Source organism: Limnothrix sp. FACHB-1083, assembly GCF_014696485.1.
In the GTDB taxonomy this organism is placed as follows: domain Bacteria; phylum Cyanobacteriota; class Cyanobacteriia; order CACIAM-69d; family CACIAM-69d; genus CACIAM-69d.
In genome coordinates this window covers 157,299-172,272 of sequence record NZ_JACJQD010000006.1, presented here as the reverse complement: position 1 = coordinate 172,272, position 14,974 = coordinate 157,299, and the positions used below count along the sequence as shown (strand labels likewise).

At 56.8% G+C, this 14,974-nt stretch carries 12 protein-coding genes; 8 read left to right on the top strand and 4 right to left on the bottom strand.

From position 1 onward, the window contains the following. Positions 1-2 precede the first annotated feature (2 nt). From urtC to trmB, 4 genes are all read left to right on the top strand, one after another. Positions 3-1,172 carry an urea ABC transporter permease subunit UrtC gene (urtC, locus tag H6F46_RS09900; protein ID WP_099532336.1) on the top strand — a complete coding sequence of 390 codons (1,170 nt, stop codon included), beginning with the start codon at positions 3-5 and terminating at the stop codon, positions 1,170-1,172. Continuing rightward, on the top strand, positions 1,169-1,948 hold the full coding sequence (gene urtD, locus H6F46_RS09895) for an urea ABC transporter ATP-binding protein UrtD (RefSeq protein ID WP_099532335.1): 780 nt from the start codon (positions 1,169-1,171) through the stop codon (positions 1,946-1,948). The genes urtC and urtD overlap by 4 nt, the downstream gene beginning before the upstream one ends. Positions 1,949-2,003: 55 nt before the next feature. Beyond that, positions 2,004-2,720, top strand: coding sequence for an urea ABC transporter ATP-binding subunit UrtE (gene urtE / locus H6F46_RS09890; protein ID WP_190354631.1), 717 nt, complete (start codon positions 2,004-2,006; stop codon positions 2,718-2,720). A gap of 150 nt (positions 2,721-2,870) precedes the next feature. Further along, positions 2,871-3,521 (top strand): tRNA (guanosine(46)-N7)-methyltransferase TrmB, encoded by a 651-nt coding sequence (gene trmB, locus H6F46_RS09885; RefSeq protein WP_242027883.1) that lies wholly within the window; start codon positions 2,871-2,873, stop codon positions 3,519-3,521. Between the two features lie 172 nt (positions 3,522-3,693). Here the strand turns inward: trmB and fabF are convergent, their stop codons facing one another. Continuing rightward, the gene (gene fabF / locus H6F46_RS09880) at positions 3,694-5,004 is read right to left on the bottom strand and encodes a beta-ketoacyl-ACP synthase II (RefSeq protein WP_099532332.1); all 1,311 of its coding nucleotides are present in this window, start codon (positions 5,002-5,004) and stop codon (positions 3,694-3,696) included. 77 nt (positions 5,005-5,081) lie between these two features. Further along, positions 5,082-5,324 carry an acyl carrier protein gene (acpP, locus tag H6F46_RS09875; protein WP_099532356.1) on the bottom strand — a complete coding sequence of 81 codons (243 nt, stop codon included), beginning with the start codon at positions 5,322-5,324 and terminating at the stop codon, positions 5,082-5,084. 697 nt (positions 5,325-6,021) lie between these two features. On the opposite strand from acpP, the gene H6F46_RS09870 reads away from it, so the two are divergent. After that, positions 6,022-7,005, top strand: a complete 984-nt coding sequence (locus H6F46_RS09870) for a CoB--CoM heterodisulfide reductase iron-sulfur subunit B family protein (RefSeq protein WP_190354629.1) — start codon at positions 6,022-6,024, stop codon at positions 7,003-7,005. 224 nt (positions 7,006-7,229) lie between these two features. Continuing rightward, positions 7,230-7,475 carry a photosystem I iron-sulfur center protein PsaC gene (gene psaC, locus H6F46_RS09865; protein WP_190354628.1) on the top strand — a complete coding sequence of 82 codons (246 nt, stop codon included), beginning with the start codon at positions 7,230-7,232 and terminating at the stop codon, positions 7,473-7,475. A gap of 242 nt (positions 7,476-7,717) precedes the next feature. On the opposite strand, the gene H6F46_RS09860 is transcribed toward psaC, so the two are convergent. Both H6F46_RS09860 and H6F46_RS09855 read right to left on the bottom strand, forming a co-directional pair. Next, on the bottom strand, positions 7,718-8,911 hold the full coding sequence (locus H6F46_RS09860) for an aspartate aminotransferase (protein WP_099532329.1): 1,194 nt from the start codon (positions 8,909-8,911) through the stop codon (positions 7,718-7,720). Continuing rightward, positions 8,908-10,098, bottom strand: coding sequence for an iron-containing alcohol dehydrogenase family protein (locus tag H6F46_RS09855; RefSeq protein ID WP_190354627.1), 1,191 nt, complete (start codon positions 10,096-10,098; stop codon positions 8,908-8,910). Before H6F46_RS09855 ends, H6F46_RS09860 begins: the two co-directional genes overlap by 4 nt. Before the next feature lie 136 nt (positions 10,099-10,234). Here H6F46_RS09855 and H6F46_RS09850 point away from each other — a divergent pair, with 136 nt between their 5' ends. Together H6F46_RS09850 and H6F46_RS09845 are read left to right on the top strand one after the other, a co-directional pair. Next, positions 10,235-11,446 (top strand): PD40 domain-containing protein, encoded by a 1,212-nt coding sequence (locus tag H6F46_RS09850; protein ID WP_206753579.1) that lies wholly within the window; start codon positions 10,235-10,237, stop codon positions 11,444-11,446. Between the two features lie 187 nt (positions 11,447-11,633). Continuing rightward, entirely contained in the window at positions 11,634-14,963 is a 3,330-nt protein-coding gene (locus H6F46_RS09845; RefSeq protein ID WP_190354625.1) for an alpha-mannosidase, read from the top strand. Positions 14,964-14,974 lie beyond the last annotated feature (11 nt).

The following is a 14,974-nucleotide window of genomic DNA, read 5'->3' as shown; positions in this document are numbered from 1 at the left end:
GTATGGGATCTTTACCTTCAACCCGAAAACAGCGATCAATTCCCCTCAGTTCGGAGGATTGGGCAGCCATTGTTCTCCTCATTGTGGCGCTTTTGATCCCACTGTTGCTGTCGGATTTTCGCCTGAACCTTCTGGGTCGCTATCTGTCCCTGGCGATCGTGGCCTTGGGTATTGACCTGATCTGGGGCTATACGGGTCTGTTGAGCTTGGGGCATGGGGTGTTTTTTACCCTGGGTGGCTATGCCTTGGCCATGCACCTGAAGCTAGTACAAATTCCGCCCGATGCCACGGTGAAATTGCCAGAGTTTATGTCCCTGTATGGGGTGACGGAACTGCCTTGGTTTTGGCAACCGTTCTATAACTTTCCGGTAACCTTGGTTGGCATGGTTGCCGTTCCCATGGTTGCCGCTAGTATTCTGGGCTATTTGGTGTTTCGGAACCGAATTCGAGGCGTTTATTTCTCCATTCTGACCCAGGCGGCGACCATTGTTTTCTTCAATTTTTTCAATGGTCAGCAAAAATTAATTAACGGTACCAATGGGCTAACCAACTTTGGGCAATTTCTGGGCTTTGATATTTCATCCCCAGGAACCCAAAAAATCATCTATTTCATCACGGTTGGTGGATTGGTGGTTGCCTATTTGGTTTGTCGTTGGCTCATTTCTGGCCGCTTTGGGCGACTCCTGATCGCCATTCGGGACGATGAACCTCGGGTGCGTTTTTCTGGCTATAACCCCACGGGTTTTAAGGTGGTGGTGTTTGCGGTTTCTGCGGCCCTGGCGGGGTTGGCAGGGGCATTATTTACCCTGCAATCGGGAATTGTGTCGCCCAAAACCATGGATATTCCCTTCTCGATCGAGATGGTGATTTGGGTGGCCGTCGGCGGGCGTGCCACGCTCCTGGGCGCAATAGTGGGAGCGGTGTTGGTGAACTTTGCCAAAAGCCTTTTGAGTGAACAATTCTCAGCAATTTGGCTCTTTTTCCAAGGGGGCTTGTTCCTTTTGGTGGTGATGGTGTTGCCCGACGGTATTGTTGGTTGGCTCAAGACCTCTGGCATGGATTTAATCAATCGACTGATCGGTCGATCGCCCCAGCCGGTTGCTACCTATCCCAGCTTGGAAACCGATCCCGAAGTTCAATTTGAGCGCGAAGAATTGCAGGATAAATCATGACCCATTCTTTGGATCTGCCGACGGCGGCGGCTCAGCCAATCCTCGCCATTCAAAACCTGACCGTCAACTTTGATGGATTCAAGGCCCTGAATAACCTAACTTTCAGCATGGCCCCCGGCGAGTTGCGGGTGGTGATTGGGCCCAACGGTGCAGGAAAAACCACGTTTTTGGACACAATCACGGGCAAGGTCAAGCCCACCCAAGGGGATGTGTTGTTTAAGGGCCGCAGTCTCAAAGGGCGCAGTGAATACGAAATTGCGCGCTTGGGTATTGGTCGCAAATTCCAAACGCCTCGGGTTTATCAAAACTTGACCGTGGCCCAAAATTTGGAACTGTCGGGCAATCCCCAAAAAGGCGTGCTCCATAGTTTGTTTCGGAAACCCCTGCGATCGGAACGACAGTCCGTTGCCCAGCTCTTGGAAACCCTAGGACTCACCAGCAAAGCCCAATTACCGGCGGCCCTGCTCTCCCATGGGGAAAAACAACGGCTAGAAATTGGCATGTTGGTTGCTCAGTCGCCCGATCTTTTGTTGGTGGATGAACCGGCGGCCGGTTTAACCGACGAAGAAACCTACCAACTGGGAGAATTATTGATTTCTTTGGCGGAAGTTCATTCGATCATTGTGATTGAGCATGATATGGAATTTGTGCGGCAAATTGCCCGTACAGTGACGGTTTTACATGAGGGATCATTGCTGTTTGAAGGCACGATGGATGAAGTGCAAAGCGATGAACGGGTGATTGAAGTCTATTTGGGCAAAGAAGACGAGGACTAGGGATCTGGCAATTGCCCCTAGAAAAAACCCAAGTAATTGAGATGGAGGACTAGGGATGTTGAAGGTTTCGGGCTTGAATGTTTATTACGGCGAAAGTCATATTCTGCGCGACGTGGATATGACCGTTCGCGAAGGGGAAATGACTTGCTTAATTGGTCGGAATGGGGTTGGAAAAACGACGCTCCTGAAAACCATTGTGGGCCTGCTGCCGCCTCGGAGCGGTGCGATCGCCCTGGCTGATTCTCCGATCGCCCATTTGTCTCCCGATCGCCGAGCAAAGTTGGGCATTGGCTATGTGCCCCAAGGTCGCGATATCATTCCCCGGCTGACGGTGCGGGAAAACCTGCTGTTGGGTTTGGAAGCTTGCCGAGGAACCGATCGCGCCGGAGCAAACGCCAAAGACTTAACGATTCCTGAAGAAATTTTTGATTTATTTCCGGTGTTGAAAACCATGCTGAATCGGATGGGGGGCGACCTGTCCGGCGGTCAACAACAGCAACTGGCGATCGGGCGGGCTTTGATGGGCAAACCGAAACTTTTGGTGCTGGATGAACCCACGGAAGGGATTCAACCTTCGATCGTGTTGCAGATTGAAGAAGCGGTGCAACATATCATTCGATCGACCGGCATTGCGGTGTTGCTAGTGGAACAGCACTTGCACTTTGTGCGCAAGGCTAATCACTACTACGCCATGCAAAAAGGTTCAATGGTGGCCTCCGGTGACACGAGCGAACTCAGCAACGAAACCATCCAACAATTCCTGGCGGTTTAGGGAATTGGTGTAGGGCGTGAATGCCGGATTTCGCCAGTCCCATTGCGCTCTCATCGCGTTCCTATTGCGGGGACTTCCCTCAACTTTCCAAAATCTTGCTCCCGATCGCGATCGCATTCAATTGAAGCGGTAGGATCGGGAGGTTTTGAGTTGAGGAAACCTCCCGTGGCCTTGGTGCGTGTTCGTGAGCATGTCAATCCCCTCAGTCGCCATTATGATCGGGCGATCGAACCCCCCAATTGGTCGCAACTGTTTCGCCAACTCGATCGGCCCCTTCATCTCGACATTGGCTGTGCGAAGGGGCATTTCATCTTAGCCATGGGGGCCCAAGAGCCAACCTGGAACTTTTTGGGCCTCGAAATTCGCGAACCCTTGGTGCATCAAGCCAACCGCTGGGCCGAAGAACGCGGCCTCGAAAATGTACGGTATTTGCCTTGTAATGCCAATCGCTCAATCCGTCCTCTGTTGGCATCCTTGCCCCCAGGAATTGTGCAGCGGGTAACGATTCAATTTCCCGATCCTTGGTTCAAAAAACGCCACCAAAAGCGCCGGGTTGTGCAACCCAGCTTGGTCAAGGATTTGGCGGAGTTTTTACCCTTGGGGGCACAGGTTTTTGTGCAATCAGACATCGAAGACGTGGCGATCGAAATGCGCGATCGCTTCTGTGAACATGCGGCTTTTCGGCTCACCCATTCCCTTCCTTGGTTGACGCAAAATCCGTTACCGATTCCCACCGAACGGGAAAAATCGGTTTTGGATCAAGGCTTGCCGGTTTATCGGGCCTTGTTCGATCGCATTTGATGGCGAAATCTAGCAATTCACCGAATCGATCGAATCAATTTCACCGAATTAATTCCACCAAACCAATAGGGGCAGGTTCCCAGAACCCACCCCTACGGATTGCACCGAATTCAGCGCCAAATTCAGTTTGAACTCCCTTGCATTCCAGTCGATCGCGATGCTAGGAAAAATCCTAGCCGCGATATTTACGGAAGGCGAGCGTCACGTTGTGACCACCAAAGCCAAAGGAATTTGACAGGGCCACTTCCACCGGCATTTCCCTTGCTTGATTGGGCACATAGTCCAAATCGCAAGCGGGGTCAGGATCATCCAGGTTAATGGTTGGCGGAACCTTGTTATGGACGATCGCCATAACCGTCGCCACTGCTTCAATTCCACCGGAGCCACCCAGGAGGTGGCCAGTCATGGACTTGGTAGAGCTAATGGCCACCTTGGAAGCCACGTCTTCACCCAAAGCTGCTTTGATGGCCGCTGTTTCCGTGGAATCGTTGGCGGGGGTGCTGGTTCCGTGGGCGTTGATGTAGTTCACTTGGTTGGGAGTGATGCCTGCATCCTTCATGGCCAAGCGAATGGCTCGGGCTGCGCCTTCCCCGCCGGGAACTGGAGCCGTCATGTGGTACGCATCGCAGGTCATCCCGTAGCCGATGATTTCCGCGTAAATTTTGGCTCCCCGGCTGAGGGCGTGATCCAGTTCTTCAAGCAACAGAATCCCGGCTCCTTCGCCCATGACGAAGCCGTCGCGTCCTTGGTCAAAGGGACGGCTGGCGCGGGTGGGATCATCGTTGCGGGTGGACATGGCCTTCATGGCTGCGAAGCCGGCCATCCCCAGCGGTGTGATGGCTGCTTCTGAGCCGCCGCACACGATCGCCTGGGCATAGCCTCGCTGCACGAGCCGGAACGCATCCCCGATCGAGTTGGATCCCGCCGCGCAAGCTGTCACTGTGCAAGAGTTTGGCCCCTTGGCCCCCAGTTGGATTGCCGTCAGACCAGCGGCCATATTGGCAATCATGGTGGGAATCATGAAGGGGCTGCATCGATCGGGCCCACGATGGAGTAGCACTTCCACCTGGTCTTCGAGAACCTTCAGTCCCCCAATGCCGGTTCCGATTAACACCCCAACCTGCTCAGCGTTCAGGTCGTTGATCACGAACTGGGCATCTGCAACGGCTTGCTTACTGGCACAAACCGCGATTTGCGTGAACCGATCCATCCGCTTGGCATCTTTGCGATCGATGTATTGCAGCGGATCAAAGTCCTTCAGTTCGCCGGCAATTCGGCAGTCGTGGCGTGAGGCATCAAACAGCGTAACCGGCCCAATGCCGTTACGCCCCGCCATTAGCCCATCCCAATATTCACTGAGGGTGTTGCCAATGGGGGTAATTGCGCCCAGACCGGTGACGACAACGCGCCGACGGGGTTCGTCAGCGGGGGCCGCACCGGCAGCGCTTGCCACAGGGGTGTCAACGCGGTTGGAACTGGTCATGGTGATAACAGTCTGGAGGTCTGCAAACCCAGCACGAGAGGTCTACGAGCCGTCAGTGGGCGATCGGGCTGCAATAACTAAGATTGTTGAGCGAGGATATAGTCAACCGCTTCTTGCACGGTGGTGATTTTCTCAGCCGCTTCGTCAGGAATTTCGATATCAAATTCTTCTTCGAGGGCCATGACTAACTCAACGGTGTCCAGGGAGTCTGCACCCAGGTCGTTGCTAAAGCTAGCTTCCGGTACGACCTTTTCATCCTCAACGCTGAGCTGATCGGCTACGATTTTTTTAACTTTTTCGAAAATTAGAGCTGACATGATGACTCCTATTGGACAGCCCCCCAAGCCGCCCAGGTTCTAGTCTGACGGGGTGAGGGTTATCGTCGCACAACGGGGGTGCAATGATCGATCCGACAACAGATCTGAGCTATTGAAAACTCTGAAAATGCTGCGATCGAGAAGGTGAGCGGGCGGGCCTTGCATCCGGCTCAGTCGGCTTGCGTCTGAATAGACCGCAGCGAGGCAGTCGGCTGGCTCGAAGATGACGATAACCAGGCCGCGACCAAGGGGCATCGAGACGGGTCACCGATGAGGGCGCATCTAAGCATTCCTTCATCTTATCGGAAAGCGGCCGTTGCGGGTGAGATTCTACGGGCGATTGCTCCCCGCAGCCCAATGCGAGTCGGTGGGCGGTTTGGGTTGACTTGGCGGGGCAGAAATTCTGGGGTGGGATCAAGGTACAGATACTGAAACCAAGTAACTGGCTCAGAATGGAACAGAATCCAAAAGATTTGCCCTAAACCCCAGTCGCGCCCTTTAAACTCAGAACCATCAACGCCATGACAGCGCCATGCCTTAGTTGCCATGCTTTAGTTGCCACGATTCGGCTGCCGCGATTCGGTTGTCATGTGTTGCCACGTAATCGATGGCTCATGATTCGGCAATGACACGACTGGCAATGACACGACTGGCAATGAAGTGATTGGGCGTTTGATTAACCCTTGGGAGTAATTTAACGATGGTTGTTGCCCAAAGTGGAACACCGACGACATCGCGATCGACCGGTTCTTTTCCCGATCGCCAGCCGCTACAGGGTCGATCGGGCAAGCTGAAATATGCCTATTACCCAGGCTGTGTGGCCAAGGGGGCCTGTGGCGAGCTGCACCAATCCACCACCGCGATCGCCCGTGTTTTGGGCATTGAACTGGTGGAATTGACGGCGGCCGCCTGTTGTGGGTCAGGCACGTTCAAGGAAGAATCCCAACTGCTTGAAGATACGGTCAATGCTCGCAACATTGCCCTGGCTGAGGCCTTGGATTTACCGATGCTGACCCATTGCAGCACCTGCCAAGGGGTGATTGGCCATGTGGATGAGCGACTCAAAACCGCCCGCGATCGACAACCGGACTATTTTCAACAGGTGAATGGCCTGCTGTCGGATCAGGGTTGCTTGCCCTATCGGGGTTCCACGGAGGTGAAGCATTTGCTCTGGGCCCTGGTGGCCGATTATGGCATTGAAGCGATCGCCCAGCGGGTGACTCGCCAACTGGCCGGCCTCAACTGCGCCGCCTTTTATGGTTGCTATTTGCTGCGGGCCCAGTCGTTCAATCGTTACGACAACGCCGACAACCCCCGATCGATGGAGCAAATTTTTGCGGCCTTGGGCGCTGGGGCGATCGACTACCGTGGGCGCACCCAATGCTGCGGTTGGCCCCTGGCCAGCTATGCCACTGAGGCCTCCTTCCAGTTGGCGGGAACCCACCTTGCAGAGGCGATCGCAGCGGGGGCCGACTGCCTGGTCACGCCCTGTCCCCTTTGTCATCTCAACCTCGATTCCCGACAACCGGAAGTGGCAAAAGTGACCGGGCGATCGCTCAACATCCCGGTGCTGCATCTGCCGCAACTGATTGGCCTGGCATTGGGCCTGGCCCCGCGCGATTTGGGCCTCGATCGCCACATTGTTTCCACGCGCCCAGCACTCCAAAAGCTGGGTCTGGCTTAGGCATCAGCCCCCGGCGACGGGCGATCGACCCCGGCGGGAACCGGCCCCCAAATGACCCACAATGACTGGCCCCCGCCGTCAAGCTTGGTTTACCAACTTTAAATTTTTGCAACCTTCAAGGAAGCCACCAAAACTCGCAAGATACACTGAACGGTGATTTCAACGGATTCTCGGCACGATCGCCGTTTACTTCAAACCAAGGAATCGAAGGGAGTATTGCTTCAATGTCTCATTCGGTAAAAATTTACGACACCTGCATTGGCTGCACCCAATGCGTGCGCGCTTGCCCCACCGACGTGCTGGAGATGGTTCCCTGGGATGGCTGCAAGGCCGCTCAGATTGCTTCCTCGCCCCGCACCGAGGATTGCGTGGGTTGCAAGCGCTGCGAAACCGCTTGCCCCACCGACTTCTTGAGCATCCGTGTTTATCTGGGCGGCGAAACCACCCGCAGCATGGGCTTGGGTTACTAAGCCACGGCTTTTGATGTTGGTTGAAGTTGGCTTGGCTGAATTAGCGCATCTTTGCTGGTTGGCTAAGTTGTCTTGCCGGGAGTCTCGATCGCATCCCCCGCTGGGGTGGTGAACTTGGGACAACGTTGCAGGAATTTTTTAGATGATTTTAAGAGTACGCACCCTTTGCGTACTCTTTACTTTGCTGAACTTTGCTGAAGTTGGGTGGTTTTAGAATTTTGGCAATTTCCAATTAAACCGTTTTAAACCGTTGTGGCGGCCATGTCGTAGTGAATCCCAGCGGCAGCCAGGCGATCGAGCGCTTCACCCAATCGGGGCAAGTCGCAAATCAAGCTGACCCGCACATAGCCTTCGCCTCCCGGGCCAAAAGCATTCCCCGGCGTGAAAACAACGCCCGTTTGCTCCAACACCGAAAGGGCAAAATCCGTAGAAGTCAGACCCGGCGGGCAGGGAACCCACAGGTACATGGTGGCGCGGGTGGGCTTCAGAGACCAACCCAATTGGTTAAACCGCTCCACTAGGAAATCCCGGCGCGATCGATAGCGTGTTTGTACCTCCGTCAGGTAGGTATCAGGCATCGAAAGGGCTGTTTCCGCCGCCTTTTGCAGGGCTGAAAAGATGCCGTAGTCCAAATTGGTTTTCAGGGTGCGTAACCCCTGGACAATCTCCGTGTTCCCCACCACAAAGCCAACCCGCCAGCCGGCCATGTTGTAGGTTTTCGAGAGGGTGTGGAATTCCACGCCAATCTCCTTCGCGCCGGGAATTTCCAGCAAGCTGGTGGGTTGATAGCCATCAAAGGCCAGCTCGGCATAACAGAGATCGTGAACCAACAGAATCTCGTGCTTGCGGGCAAAGGCCACGGCTTCCTCGTAAAACTCACGGGGGGCGGTGGCGGCGGTGGGGTTGCTGGGGTAGTTGAAGTAGAGAATTTTGGCGCGATCGGCCACGTCGTCTGGGATGGAACCAAAATCAATCAGCCAATCCTGTTCTGCCTTGAGCATGATCGTGTACAGATCAGCGCCGGCCAGCAGGGGCCCCCGGAAGTGGGGAGGATAGGCAGGGCTAGGAACAAGAATGGTATCGCCCGGATTGATGTAGGCCAGCGCCAGGTGGGTTAGACCCTCCTTGGAACCCAACAGGGGCAGCGCTTCGCTGTCGGAATTGAGCTTTACGCCATAGCGCCGCTCATACCAATCGGTGATGGCGCGTCGAAAGCTGGCGTTGCCCTCAAAGGGGGGGTAACCGTGGCCGTTGGGATTGTCGAGGGCTTCTTTGGCGGCGGCAATGACCGGGGCGGGCGCGGGGCCGTCGGGGTTGCCCATGCCCAAATCAATCAAATCTAGGCCCTGTTCCCGGGCGCGGGCTTTCAGTTCGTCAAGGCGAGCAAAAACGTATTGTGGTAGGACGCGCAGGCGATCGGCTGGTTGAATTTTCATGGCTGAGTGACCTCCTCTCCGGTGTAGATGGGGGCCGCGGCGATCGGCCCGCCATCGGGGCTGAAGCTGCTGCGGCAGGGGGCGAGGGTTGACACCAGGGCCGCCATCACTTGGTCGGCACTCACGGGGAAGGGGAGGTGATGAATATCCGATCGCTCATGGCAGGCCAACTCTGCGGCCTGTTTCAAATCCTGAAGTGTCATTTGCCCAAGGCCCAGGTCTTCCAGGCAGCGCGGCAACCCGATCGCCTCGTAAAAACTCAGCAATTGGGCCCGGGCAGCGGCGGCCAACTGACTGCCTTGGATCATTTCTTCGAGCCGCAGTTGGGCCAAAATTCCGAGGGCCACCTTTTCGCCATGCAGCGTGCCGTGGCTGGCGCTGATGTGGGTGAGACCGTTGTGGATCGCGTGGGCGGCCACGGTGCGACATTGGGCCCCGCCCAAACCGCCAATCACCCCGGCCATCAGCACGGAAGCATCGACCACTTCTTGCCACAGGGGGCCGCCGGGTTGGGCGATCGCCTCGGCGGATTTTTGCAATAGCAAATCTCGCAACACTCGGGCCGATTGAACGGCGGCAACGATCGTGGTTTGCTCAGAGCGCCCGCTGCTGATGGCGGCTTCGTACCATTTGGCGATCGCGTCACCGATGCCCGCCACCAGGGTGCGAGTGGGGGCCGTCAGCACCAGTTGATAATCCAAAATCAGCAAATCGGGGCAGCGATCGAGCGTCACGTCATACAAAAACGCTCCCGATTCGGAATAAACATTCGAGAGGGCTGTCCAGGCGGCGCAAGTGGCTCCGGAACTGGGAATCGTGGCGATCGGGATTTTTAGTTGATGGGCCACCAGCTTGGCCGCATCCAGGGCCTTGCCGCCGCCGGTGCCGATGATGTAGTCCGCTCGATGGGTCTTGACCGCCACGCGCAGGCGTTCCAGGCTGCTTTCACAGCAATCGGGCAAATAATTGGCGGCGGTGCTTTTAGCCCCGATTTGCTCCAGGATCGGTTGCAAAGGAGGTAATAGGGCCGCCAGGGAGCGATCGCCCCCGATGATCAAGGGTCGCTTGCCCAACCGGGCCAGTTCTGCTCCTGCCTGGGCGATCGCACCCCAACCGCGTGTCACCCTGGCCGGGGCGATCGTTAAGGCTGGAATTGGCACGGTCACGGCAATAGGAGCAGTCGGCATGGCAGTCACCCACTACGATTAGGAATTGACCAGAAAGTACACTTTACTCTATGGCGGGAATAGACAGCGCACGATCATTTTTTGGCTGTCGTTGGCTGTTGTTGGCTGTCGCCAATGGTGACCTTATCGAATGTTGTTGCGATCCAATTTTCAACTCTGGCGGTGGCGGGCGATCGCGGCGCGCTGCTCAAGCCTTGGCCTGCTCTCTCTACTCTTAGGTTGCGTCAGTGACTTGCCCAAAGCACAGTTACCGAGCGTTACAGAACTGCCCAACGATCGGGACACCCTGATCGTGACCACGGACATTAACAATCAAGGCCCCGACCCATCACGGTTGGCATTTTATACGGCCGACTTACAAACGGGCTTGGTGGCTCGCTGGCTGCTGCAAAACGACGTGGAAATTGAGCAGCCCAACAAAAATCAAGCCCTAATTGAAAATGGCCCGCCCGTTTTGTTGCGCGATGGCAGCGGGTTGATCTATCAAGGCGTATTTTCCGGGCGATCGAGTCCCTTTTTGATTACGCCCCAAGGGGGAGTGCGATCGCTCACCGTTCCCCCCGCCGCCCAAAGCTCCAATGGCCGGCGGGCCTGGAGTGCCGATGGCCGTTGGTTGGCCTATGAACGAATTGAGTCGCGTGGTGAAGCCACTTTTTCGGAAATTTACTTACTCGATCGGCAAACGGGCCAACAGCGCCTTTGGCTCGCGAACGATGATGCTGATCGGGAAATTCGCTGGATGAGCTGGTCTCCCGATAGTCAGCGCCTGGCCGTTGCCCGCTATCAACTGGGGCAAGAGGCGGTCGATCTGACCCTGCTGGATTTGCAAAAGCCGCCCCAAGTGCTGATTCGGGAAGGGGAAACCACGCCTTTTCAAGTGCCCGAAGTCGCCATGTACGACTTCCAGTGGTTACCGGATAGTCAGCGGCTGAGCTTTTTAAATCACCGCAACCCGGCCGTGCGTGGCAACGACGATCCGCTTGATGAATTTTTGAGTTTTCAGTGGCTGTTTCCCCAATCGTCCGGGGTGAAATCCCAGTCCTCAATTTGGATTTTAGATACTCGATCGCGCCAATTTCAGGAACTGCCGCTGGTGACCCAAGGGGAGCGCCTGGGGGATTTGTCGGCCTATACCTGGTCACCGGACGGCCAACAACTGGTTTTGGTGGCCGGCTTTGCGGGCCCCTGTCGGCGGCTGGTGACCGCTGGTCAGGTCACCTGTAGTGACCATATCTATGTGGCGAGTGCGGATGGTCGGCGGCTGCGGCAGTTAACCCAGGTGGAGCAGTGGCCGAGCTATCGGGTGTTGTGGTTTTCTCCCCAACGTCCTGCGGGGCCATCATTCTGAGGGCAACTGATTTGAGCCTGATTTAAGCCTGATTTGAACTTGATTTGAGCCTGAGTTCTGCTTGATTTAAGCCTGATTTGTATCTCAGTGGCCTCAAATTCCGTGGAAGTGAACGAGCCAGCGAAAGAGCGACGGGAGAATGGCCTTTAAATTGGAGAAAGTATACATACACTGAGCCTAGCTTCCCGTGACTCCGCAGAATTCTGAGCCTTGGCAGTTCTCGATTGATCGGCTGCGTTCCCTCACTCGATATCGCTGCCAAACCGCTTGGCAGGGGTGGCGAGGGGAATTGCGCCTAGATTGGGCCTTGGATCCCGATCGGTGGTCGCGTTGGCCGCAGATGGCGGTGAATGACAAGGGCCACATCCCCGTGGCGGCGGGGCGATCGACCCTGTGGTTGGCCCAACGGATTGTGATTCCGGAATATTTGGCAGAACCCTACCCGATCGCGGGGCTGACGTTGCGACTGGCCTTGGGTTGGTGGGCGGAAGTGGCGGAAATTTATCTGAATGGGCAATTTGTCCAAGCGGGCGATCTCTTCGATCCGGCCTGTCGGCGGTTGCTGAGCGCGGCGGCGGAACCGGGCATGGCGTTTGATTTGGCGATTCGATTGGTGTCACCTGGCCATGATCAAGGGGCGCTGGTGAAGGCAGAGCTGATTTTTGAGACGGCTTCTTTGGTCGATCGCCTGGATCCGGGAACGCTGGCCGATGAGTTGGCGGTGGTGGCTCAGTTTGCCACTTTGGAATCGCCCGATCGCCCCGATCGCGCCAGTTTGGATCAGGCGATCGGGCAAATTCACTGGGCGGCCTTAGCCGATCGGGTGGCCTTTGAAGCCTCCCTGCAACGGGCCCGCCAAACCCTGGTGGCCGCCGGTTGGGCCGACTGGCTCAAGCAGCGACAAATTCACGCCGTGGGCCATGCTCACCTGGACATGGCTTGGCTCTGGCCCGTGGCGGATACCTGGGATGCGGCCGATCGCACCTTTCGATCGGTCTTGCAGTTGCAAACGGAATTTCCTGACCTCACCTTCACCCATTCCAGCCCGGCCCTGTTTGAGTGGTTGGCGGCCGATCGCCCGGCCCTGATGGCTCAAGTGCGCGATCGGGTTGGGGAAGGGCGGTGGGAACTGGCGGCGGGCCTGTGGATTGAGCCGGACTTGAACTGCATCAGCGGCGAATCGATCGCCCGCCAAATTCTTTACGGTCAACAATTTGCCCTGAACCATCAAGGCCAGTGGGTGGCGGATCAACCGGCCCGGATTGCCTGGTTGCCCGATACCTTTGGGTTCTGCTGGCAATTGCCGCAACTGTTGCGGTTAGGGGGCATTGATATTTTTGCCACCCAAAAACTGCGCTGGAACGACACCACCCGCTTTCCCCACGAAGCCATCACCTGGGAAAGTCCCGATGGGTCGCAAGTGTTGGGCTGGATGTTGCCGCCCATTGGCACGGACGCGGATCCCCTAGCGATCGCTCGGCATGCCGTCGATTGGGAACAGGCCACCGGCCAAACCACCAGCCTTTGGTTACCGGGGCTGGGCGATCGAGGAGGCGGCCCCACCCGGGAAATGCTGGAGCAGTGGCAGCGCTGGTCTGCTTCTCCCCTGTTCCCGCAGCTAGGGTTTGGACGGGTGACTGACTTGGGTGCAAAACTCGCCGCGATCGACACCTGGCCCCGCTGGCGCGATGAACTGTATCTGGAGTTTCATCGTGGTTGCTACACCACCCACTTGGATCAAAAGCTGGCCAACCGTCGCTGTGAAGGACTGCTGTATGAAGCGGAACTTTGGTGGTCTTTGGCGGAAATGGCAGGGCTGGTGACTCCCGAGTTGGCCACCGCTGCTTTTGCAGACTTAGAGCAGGCCTGGAAACGGGTGTTGTTTAACCAATTTCATGACATTTTGCCCGGTACTTCGATCCCCGAAGTCTACGAAACCGTGAATGGGGATTGGCAGGTGGCGGAAGCCGGAGCCTTGACCGGGCGCGATCGCGCATTAAGTCACTGGTGCGCTGCGATCGACCTGACCCAACCGCCCGTGGCCGGAGCTTCCCCCGTGGTGATTTTTAACAGCCTCAGTTGGGAGCGATCGGGCGTGGTGGAACTGGCGTTGCCCCCGGGATCTTGGCGAGCGGTGAGTGGCGATGGGCAACCGTTGTTAACTCAGCGATCGGGGCCCCGGGGCGATCGGTTGTTGGTGCAGGTGAATGACTGTCCCGGCGTGGGTTATCAATGCCTGTGGTTAGTGCCCGATGCCGAACCCACGATGGTGGATTTGCAACATTTACCCAGCGAGCCGCCGATTCTGCAAAATCCCTGGTTACGGGTCACGATCGATCCGATTACCGGCAACATCAGCAGTTTGTTTGACATCATCCAAAATTGCGAAATCTTGTCCGGCCCCGGCAACGAGCTGCAAGCCTTTCGGGACGCGGGGCAATATTGGGACGCTTGGAATATTGATCCCGCCTACGAAACCAACGCGCTGCCTCCGGCTCAACTGTTGGATTGGCGATGGGAAGAGTCCGGCCCCGTGCGCCAAGTTCTGCGAGTGCGACGACAGGTGGGGCAATCGGTGATCACTCAAGATTACGTTCTGGAGTCCCGATCGCCCCTGTTACAAATTCGCACTACCGCCCAATGGCAAGAAACCCAAGTGCTTTTAAAAGCCGCCTTTCCCCTCAGTGACGAACCGGATCTCGCCACCTACGAAATTCCTTGCGGGGCAATTGTTCGCCCCACCCGACCCAGCACCGCCGCCGAACAAGCGAAGTGGGAAGTGCCCGCCCTGCGCTGGGCTGACCTGGCCGCCCGGTTAATTGCGGATCATCCTGGGCCCGGGCGATCGACCAAGGATGGGGCGACCCATGCGATTCCCGATCGGACTCCCCAAATTGCAGATCCCACGCCGCAGGATGTGGCGGCCTGGGGGGTGAGTTTATTAACCACGGGGCCCCATGGGTTTGATGCCAAGCCGGGGCAATTGCGTTTGAGCTTGTTGCGATCACCCTGCTGGCCCGATCCCCACAGCGATCGGGGCACCTGGGAATTTACCTACGCGATCTATCCCCACTTGGGCGGCTGGCAAGGGGCCCAGACGGTGCAGCGATCGGCCGAGTTGCAATCACCGCTCTTGGCCTGTTGGGTTCCTGTGCCCGTCACTGAGGAGCCGCCATTAGCCGAAGCTGCGGCCGATTCGGCGATCGCGCCCCAGTTGCCCACCCAAGCCACCTTGCTCAACTTGGGCTGTGACTATGCCCAACTGATGGCCCTCACCCGCCACCCCCAACGGGCCGATCGCTGGGTGTTGCGGCTTTATGAAAGTGTCGGCCGATCGGGTCAGTTGCACCTGACTAGCGATTTGCCCTTGACCTGGGGCGATCGGGTCAATTTGTTGGGCGATCCCCTGTCGGACTCCACCCCAACGCCCACAGCAACAACCCCAGCAGACCCCGCCAGCACAAAGGCGATCAAGCCCTGGCAAATTTGTTGCCTGGAACTCGATCGCCTCAACTAATCGCTCCCAAT

What these genes read in the sequence shown, in the direction of transcription:
- H6F46_RS09855 (WP_190354627.1), bottom strand. Translation starts at nt 10,098, where the DNA reads ATGCCGACTGCTCCTATTGCCGTGACCGTGCCAATTCCAGCCTTAACG.
- urtE (WP_190354631.1), top strand. Translation starts at nt 2,004, where the DNA reads ATGTTGAAGGTTTCGGGCTTGAATGTTTATTACGGCGAAAGTCATATT.
- psaC (WP_190354628.1), top strand. Translation starts at nt 7,230, where the DNA reads ATGTCTCATTCGGTAAAAATTTACGACACCTGCATTGGCTGCACCCAA.
- H6F46_RS09870 (WP_190354629.1), top strand. Translation starts at nt 6,022, where the DNA reads ATGGTTGTTGCCCAAAGTGGAACACCGACGACATCGCGATCGACCGGT.
- fabF (WP_099532332.1), bottom strand. Translation starts at nt 5,004, where the DNA reads ATGACCAGTTCCAACCGCGTTGACACCCCTGTGGCAAGCGCTGCCGGT.
- urtC (WP_099532336.1), top strand. Translation starts at nt 3, where the DNA reads ATGGGATCTTTACCTTCAACCCGAAAACAGCGATCAATTCCCCTCAGT.
- urtD (WP_099532335.1), top strand. Translation starts at nt 1,169, where the DNA reads ATGACCCATTCTTTGGATCTGCCGACGGCGGCGGCTCAGCCAATCCTC.
- H6F46_RS09860 (WP_099532329.1), bottom strand. Translation starts at nt 8,911, where the DNA reads ATGAAAATTCAACCAGCCGATCGCCTGCGCGTCCTACCACAATACGTT.